This is a genomic window from Thauera sp. 28, from assembly GCF_000310145.2.
Taxonomy (GTDB): Bacteria; Pseudomonadota; Gammaproteobacteria; order Burkholderiales; family Rhodocyclaceae; genus Thauera; species Thauera mechernichensis.
Genome location: NZ_AMXA01000019.1, coordinates 68,496 through 75,046 on the forward strand (window position 1 = coordinate 68,496; position 6,551 = coordinate 75,046).

General features: G+C 68.0%; 7 protein-coding genes. 4 read left to right on the top strand and 3 right to left on the bottom strand.

Annotated features, from left to right (window positions below; genetic code table 11):
• Window positions 1-26 precede the first annotated feature (26 nt).
• Together C662_RS13515 and C662_RS13520 are read left to right on the top strand one after the other, a co-directional pair.
• Window positions 27-938 (top strand): class I SAM-dependent methyltransferase, encoded by a 912-nt coding sequence (locus C662_RS13515; protein WP_002930098.1) that lies wholly within the window; start codon window positions 27-29, stop codon window positions 936-938.
• A gap of 14 nt (window positions 939-952) precedes the next feature.
• Window positions 953-1,987: a lysylphosphatidylglycerol synthase transmembrane domain-containing protein gene (locus C662_RS13520; RefSeq protein ID WP_002930099.1), complete on the top strand. Its 1,035-nt coding sequence runs from the start codon at window positions 953-955 to the stop codon at window positions 1,985-1,987.
• On the opposite strand, the gene C662_RS13525 is transcribed toward C662_RS13520, so the two are convergent.
• Window positions 1,984-2,781 (bottom strand): RibD family protein, encoded by a 798-nt coding sequence (locus tag C662_RS13525; RefSeq protein WP_002930100.1) that lies wholly within the window; start codon window positions 2,779-2,781, stop codon window positions 1,984-1,986. The genes C662_RS13520 and C662_RS13525 overlap by 4 nt on opposite strands.
• 155 nt (window positions 2,782-2,936) lie before the next feature.
• On the opposite strand from C662_RS13525, the gene ribA reads away from it, so the two are divergent.
• Window positions 2,937-4,094 carry a GTP cyclohydrolase II gene (ribA, locus tag C662_RS13530; RefSeq protein ID WP_002930102.1) on the top strand — a complete coding sequence of 386 codons (1,158 nt, stop codon included), beginning with the start codon at window positions 2,937-2,939 and terminating at the stop codon, window positions 4,092-4,094.
• Window positions 4,095-4,170: 76 nt separating this feature from the next.
• Here the strand turns inward: ribA and C662_RS20550 are convergent, their stop codons facing one another.
• On the bottom strand, window positions 4,171-4,329 hold the full coding sequence (locus C662_RS20550) for a hypothetical protein (RefSeq protein WP_232433273.1): 159 nt from the start codon (window positions 4,327-4,329) through the stop codon (window positions 4,171-4,173).
• Between the two features lie 42 nt (window positions 4,330-4,371).
• Entirely contained in the window at window positions 4,372-4,980 is a 609-nt protein-coding gene (locus C662_RS13535) for a creatininase family protein (protein WP_232433274.1), read from the bottom strand.
• Between the two features lie 80 nt (window positions 4,981-5,060).
• Here C662_RS13535 and C662_RS13540 point away from each other — a divergent pair.
• Window positions 5,061-6,551: hypothetical protein (locus C662_RS13540; protein WP_002930104.1), on the top strand; the 1,491-nt coding region annotated here is incomplete at its 3' end.

The following is a 6,551-nucleotide window of genomic DNA, read 5'->3' on the forward strand; positions in this document are numbered from 1 at the left end:
CCGGCGATCGCCACGGACGAGAGGGCATGCATACCGATGCGGTTTTCAGCATCGACTGGCTTGCGCTGCGACGCCCGGCCGATACCGCGGCCCGCGCACATGCGCTCGAAGCGCGCGCCCGCGCCTGGCTCGACGCTCGCCGCGGCGGCAGCCCGCGTACGCTGCATCTCGTGGACCTGGGCAGCGGCAGCGGCGCCAACCCTGCGCACCTTGCCCCCCGACTGCCTGGCCCCCAACGGTGGACCTTGGTAGACCGCGACAACGCACTGCTCGTACATGCGCGACATGCTTGCGCCTCACTATGTGACACCGAAGGCAAGCCGGTGAGCGTACACACCCGGCTGCAGGACCTCGCTACGCTGGATGAACTCACGATCGGCGAGGCCGACCTGGTGTGCGCCTCGGCGCTGCTCGACCTGGTCGACGCAAGCTGGATCGAGCGTCTTGCCGCCGCCTGCGACGCTCACGGCAGCGCGGTGTTCGTCACCCTGAGCGTGGATGGCAGCTGGCGCTTCGAGCGCCTGTGCGCCCCCAAGTCCAGCGCAGCCGGCGTGCCGGTGTGGGAGGCTGACACGGACGTGGACGACCCCGTGGTAAACGAGGCCTTCAATGCGCACCAGCGTGGCAACAAGGGCATCGGGGCCGCACTCGGGCCGGACGCTGCGGCCTGCCTCGCCACCGCATTGCGCACTCGCGGCTTTGACGTCGAGCTTGCAGACAGCCCTTGGCAACTGCAGCTCGACGACTCAAGGCAGTCGCAGCTGGCCCGCGCCCTCATCGATGGCTGGCGTGAGGCCGCATGTGCGCAGTTGCCGGCCATGGCCGAGCGCATCCGGCGCTGGCATGCGCGTCGCCAAGCCTGGTGTGCCGGAAGCAGTGGTCGCCTCGTCGTCGGCCACGTCGACCTGTTCGCAAGCCCGCCGCGGTCAAGCACTTGAGCCAGGCCAGGGCGATGGATACGCAGCGAAGGGGCGCCGGCGCGGCGGCGGACGGCGAACTACCCGGATTACCGAGACGCGAACGCACTGCCAAGCCCACGCACCGCCGCCTCGTCCGCCTGTTGCCTGCGCTGCGCGTTGCCTTCAGTTGCGGCCTGCTGGTCGCGCTCGTGCTGTGGCTGAAGCCCTCTACCCTGCTGGCCGCACTTTCCGCCCCTCACCCTGGCTGGCTGGCGCTGGCGCTGGCGCTGAGCCTGCCCCAGGTTGCGCTGTCGGCCTGGCGCTGGCGGCTGACGGCACAGCAGCTTGGCGTGCCGCTCGGTTTCAGGACGGCACTCGCCGAGTACTACCTGGCCACCCTCCTCAACCAGCTGCTGCCCGGAGGCGTCATGGGCGATGCCAACCGCGCGTGGCGACACGCCCGTACGACCACCGGCACAGCAGGGCGCGGCACCTCGGCCTGGCACGCGGTGCTGATCGAGCGCGTTTCCGGTCAGTTCGCACTGCTTCTGGTCGCCTTGCTGGCGCTCGTCACCGCACCGAGCCTGCGCGCCGCACTGGCTCGCGTGCTTGACTCGGACAGCAGCGCGGCGGGCTCGATGACGACGTTCGCCATGACGACACTCATTGCGGCGCTCATGGCACTCACACTCGGCTGGCTGTGGTGGCGACGACGCCCCGCCGTGCTTGCGAGCCTGACCACCGCGCTCAGGCAGGCACTGTTTGCGCGCGAGGTGTTGCTCAAGCAGCTGCTCGCATCGCTCCTGATCGTTGTCAGCTATGTGGCTGTGTACCTGTGCTGCCTGCTCATGCTTGGCTCAGCCACCCACCCCGGTGAGGCCCTGCCGCTGATCCCCTGGGTGTTGCTGGCAATGGCGCTGCCGCTGTCGATTGCCGGCTGGGGCGTGCGTGAAGGTGCTGCGGCCCTGCTATGGTCGGCCGCCGGACTGGACCCCGCGCAGGGCGTCGCGATTGCAATCGCCTATGGCGTGGTCGTGCTGCTGTCCAGCCTGCCAGGCGCGCTGGTGCTGTTCCGGCAGCGCCGCTAAATACCGCCCTCGTCGCCGACGTCGAGGTCGAACAGCACGTCATCGCCGCAGGCAAAGTAGCGGCAGCGCGGCCGCAACGCGCCTTCGAGCGTATCGATGACCGGCAGGCTGAGCCCTGGCCGGCCCGAGCCGATGAGCATCGGCGCCACCAGCACATGCAGGCGGTCGAGCACGCCTGCCTCCAGGAAGCCCGATACCGTCAAGCCACCGCCCTCGACCAGCACACGCCTGCATCCCTCGGCATGGAGCGCCTGCACCACTTCAGCCGGGGCAAAGCGTCCCTCTCGGGTCGGCAAGCGCAGCGTACGGACTTGACCCTCTGCCCTCACCTCACCCGCGCCCTCGCCCCGAATCAGCAGGCAGGCTCCGCTACCATCGGCAAACATGCGCGCCTGCGGCGCGGCGCGGCCGCTGGGATCGAGTACTACCCGCAGCGGCTGTGGGCCGCTGACATGGCGCACCGTAAGCAGTGGGTCATCCGCATTGAGCGTACCCACACCGACCACCACCGCATCAGCCACGGCGCGCAGGCGGTGCAGGTGTGTGCGGGCCTCGATTCCGTTGATATAGTGCGAGGCTCCGCTTTGAGTGGCGATGCGTCCATCCAGGCTCTGGCCGATCTGGGCGACCGTCCACGGCCGGCAGCTGGCGACCAGCGGCAGGAAGGTGTCGAGCAAGGCCACCGTCGCCGCATCGACCACGGTGTCGCACCGCCAGCCACCACCCGCGACCACACGGAGACAGGCGTCGCCCGCCTGGAAACTTGTCTCGGGCTGCGCGGACCAATCGTGCATGCACGCTTGAAGAATGCAGGACCAGCCCCAATCTTGAGAGCGTTGTAAGCTCGCCATACAGAATCCATTGAACAAAGCGGTTCGCGCCTACAGTCTGTTGCCATGTCCGGCAGTTGCGCAATGATGAACCCGATAACCCGAACGGAGAACACCGAATGCGCCAAGCCGAGCGTGCCATTTTCGACCTGCGACGCGGACTTCCCATCGTGTTGCGCCACCAGGGCGCGCAGACGCTCGTGCTCGCGGTCGAAGGCCTGTGCGACGCCACGCTCTCTGCAGCCGGCACACTCACGGGCGTCTCACCCGCACTCGTGCTGAGCCGCCACCGCATGGCTGCCCTCGGCCATGTCGTCACGGCCGAGGCGGTGAGCCTCGTCTTCGATCAGCAGCCTATGGACGTTGAGCTGCGTGCCCTGGCGTGGACGCGCGGGGCGGCACTGCCCCACGGCGTCCAGCTAGTGGACGCCGACCAGACCAATCTTGCGGCACTGCGTCTTCTTGCCCGTGCCCAGCTTGTCCCTGCCGCACTGGCCTTTGCCGTGCCGGAGGCTGCGCGTAGTGCGGTCGAGCACGAGCTGGCCGGCGGCCAGTTGCTGGCGGTAGAGGCCGACGAGGCGCTGCGCCTGTGCAGAAGTGGGCCTGGCCTGCTGACCCGAGTCAGCGAAGCCCGCGTTCCGCTCGCCGAGGCCGAGAACAGCCGCTTCGTGCTGTTCCGCGAAGCCGACGGGGTGCATGAGCATGTAGCAATCGTCATCGGTGACCCGGGCCGGTGGCCGCAGGCCGTGCCCGTACGCCTGCATTCATCCTGCCTCACCGGCGACCTTTTCGGCAGCCTGCGCTGCGACTGTGGCGAACAGCTGCGCCGCGGCGTGGCCGCGATCAACGAACAGGGCGGCGGCGTCCTGCTCTATCTCTCCCAGGAGGGGCGTGGTATCGGGCTCGCCAACAAGCTGCGCGCCTACGGCCTGCAGGACGAGGGCCTGGACACGATCGATGCGGACCAGGTCATCGGCTTCTCCAAGGACGAGCGCGATTTCCGAGTCGCGCACGAGATGCTCGATCAGCTCGGGATTGCCAAGGTCATGTTGCTGACCAATAACCCAAGCAAGGTGGAGGCGCTGCAACGCGCCGGCATCAACGTCGTCGAGCGCCAGGCGATCTACGGCGACGTCACCCGCCAGAACGAGCGCTACCTGCAGACCAAGGCAGATCGGCACGGTCACTGGCTGCACGACCTGCTCAGTGAGCAGGACGAGCCGGCGTCAGCCGAACCCGAACGTCTGCCCGCGCCCGGCACGGCTGGCGGCGCCTGAGGCACATCTTTCGTATGCGGGTTGCGGCGCGGTGAATCGGGGACTGCACGCCGCCCATCCGCCGCAGCCGCGGGCCTTAACCGCCCCGGCTCAGGCACTCGAGATCAAAGGCCGCGGCGTCCTCGATGACGCGTACGAGCGCAGCGGCAAAGTGCTCGACCAGGCGCGACCCCAGCGCCGCATCGGCGAGCGCTGCGTTGCCGGTCACCCCATGCGGGTTGAGATCCTGCGCCATCCAGGCAAAGCCAGCCTCGCCCTCGGGCCCGAGCAGGTTGCCTTAGGCGTCCATGGCCTGGCCGAGCGAGGCATGGTTCGCCAGCACCTCGCACCTGACCTTGTGCGGTGCAAGGTGAAGCATCATCGCGGTTTCCAGCGCGCCGCCATGCAGGCCGTGGCGCAACTCGGCCGCTGGCAGCGCGTCCTCCGGGGGCGCGAAGCGGAAGTAGTTTGCGCGTACAACCAGCATGCCATGCGCAGCTCGCAGCTTGAGCGCAGCCATATCCACAACAGCCTTGTTGCCGCCGTGGGTGTTGAACAACACCAATCGCCGCAGCCCCGCGCGCGCCACGCTATCGCCCAGCTCACAAACGGTGGTCAGCGCACACTCCGGGCTCAGGCTCAGCGTACCCGCGAATGCAGTGTGCTCCAGGCTCAAGCCCACGGCGAGGGCAGGCAGTACGCAGACCCGCCGCTGCGGGTCAAGCTGCGGCAGGGCTGCACGCAGCAAGCCCTCGGCAATATCGAGATCGGTCGACAGAGGCAGATGCTCGCCATGCTGCTCGACCGCTGCCAACGGCAGCACCGCCACCGCATCCTCGGCTGCAAGGCAACGGATCTGTTGCGGGGTAAGGTCGAGCCAGTTCGAAACCGCAGCGATTTTGTCCATGTCGGCAAAGTTGGGGCGAAGAGATCGGCTGCGTCCGATCATAGCCGGATCGGGGCGGCCTCGGTGAGCAGGTACCGGTGATGACCAGACAATCGCATGAAGCGCCGCGGCAAGATGAGTACGGGCGGGGGGACAACGAAGACCTCGCGGTCCGCACCGCAGCTGCAACCGCGTTCGCCGCTGGTGCACGTGCGCTTGGCCTCGTCGTGCTGCCGCTGTTCGTGCTCAACCTCCTGCTCACCTTTGGCAACGAGTGGCCCACCCTGTGGCCGCGGCTCGAGTGGCGGCTATCCACCGAGCTTGCCGCCTTGCTGGTGGCGCTCGCCATCTGGATCGGCTGGCGCGGCGCACTCGGGCAGCGCATGCTTGGCGCGCTTGCAGCGCTCGGCAGTAACTGGGTGGTGATGCACTACATCAACGTCACGGTGCCGTCGATCTTCGGCCGCCGACTCAACGCCTACTGGGACAGCCAGCACCTATGGGCCGTCATCAAGATGAGCGTCGAGAACAAGGCCTTCGCCACTGCTCTCACACTGATCGTCGCCGGACTCGCGTTGGCACTGCTATACGCGATCGTGAGGCTGTGCATGCTCCCACTTGTCCGCGCAGCGGAACACGACCTCACCCGGCGCTTGCTGCTCTTTCTCGGGCTCGCGGTGTGCGCGCTGTCGGTCGCCCAGCCATGGCAGCCCGAGCGGCTGCGCCCATTGCTCGCTCCACCGGTCAGTGCCCTGCTCGCCGAGCAGTCGCGCCTGCTTGTGCTTGCGCTGTCCGCCGACGCCCAGGGCGGGGGCCTCGGCCCGGGGCCGGTTTTCTCGGGCACTGTCGATGCGCTCGGTGGAGCGGACGTGCTGATCGTGTTTGCCGAGGCCTACGGCGCAATAACGTTCGACAAGCCGGACATTGCCGAAGCGCTGGCGCCGTCACGAGCACAACTCGCCGCTGCGATCGCCGCCGGCGACCGCCATGTCGTGTCCGCCCGGCTGGTCGCGCCCACCTTCGGCGGCGCGTCCTGGCTTTCCCATGCCAGCCTGCTGGCGGGTATGGATACTCGTGATCCGCGCAACTACCAACAGCTGCTCGCCAGCAGCCGGCCGAGTCTTGTGAGCCACTTCGCCGCCAATGGTTACCGCAGCGTAGGCTGGCTGCCTGGCATTCAGCGCGCCTGGCCGGAAGGCGCGTTCTACGCTTTCGACCGCTATGCCGACGCCGAGCGCATCGGCTACGAGGGACCACACTTCGGCTTCTGGCGCATTCCCGACCAGGCCTCGATGGCGCTCATCCACCACCAGGAGTTCGGCAAGGATTTCTCGGCGCTCCCGGCGTCGCAACAAGAAGCCGGCCCCCGCCACCGGCAGCCGCGTCTGGTGGTGTTTCCCACCGTGACCACGCACGCGCCCTTCCGCGCACTGCCGCCCTTCACCGCTGACTGGTCACGCCTGCTGGGCGCGGACGCCTATACCATCGACGAGCGCGATGCCGCCGAAGGCGTAGCCGTGGCATGGTCCAACCCCACGCCAGCCTACCTGGCCTCGATGCGCTACCAGTTCGACTGGCTGGGGGGCTACCTC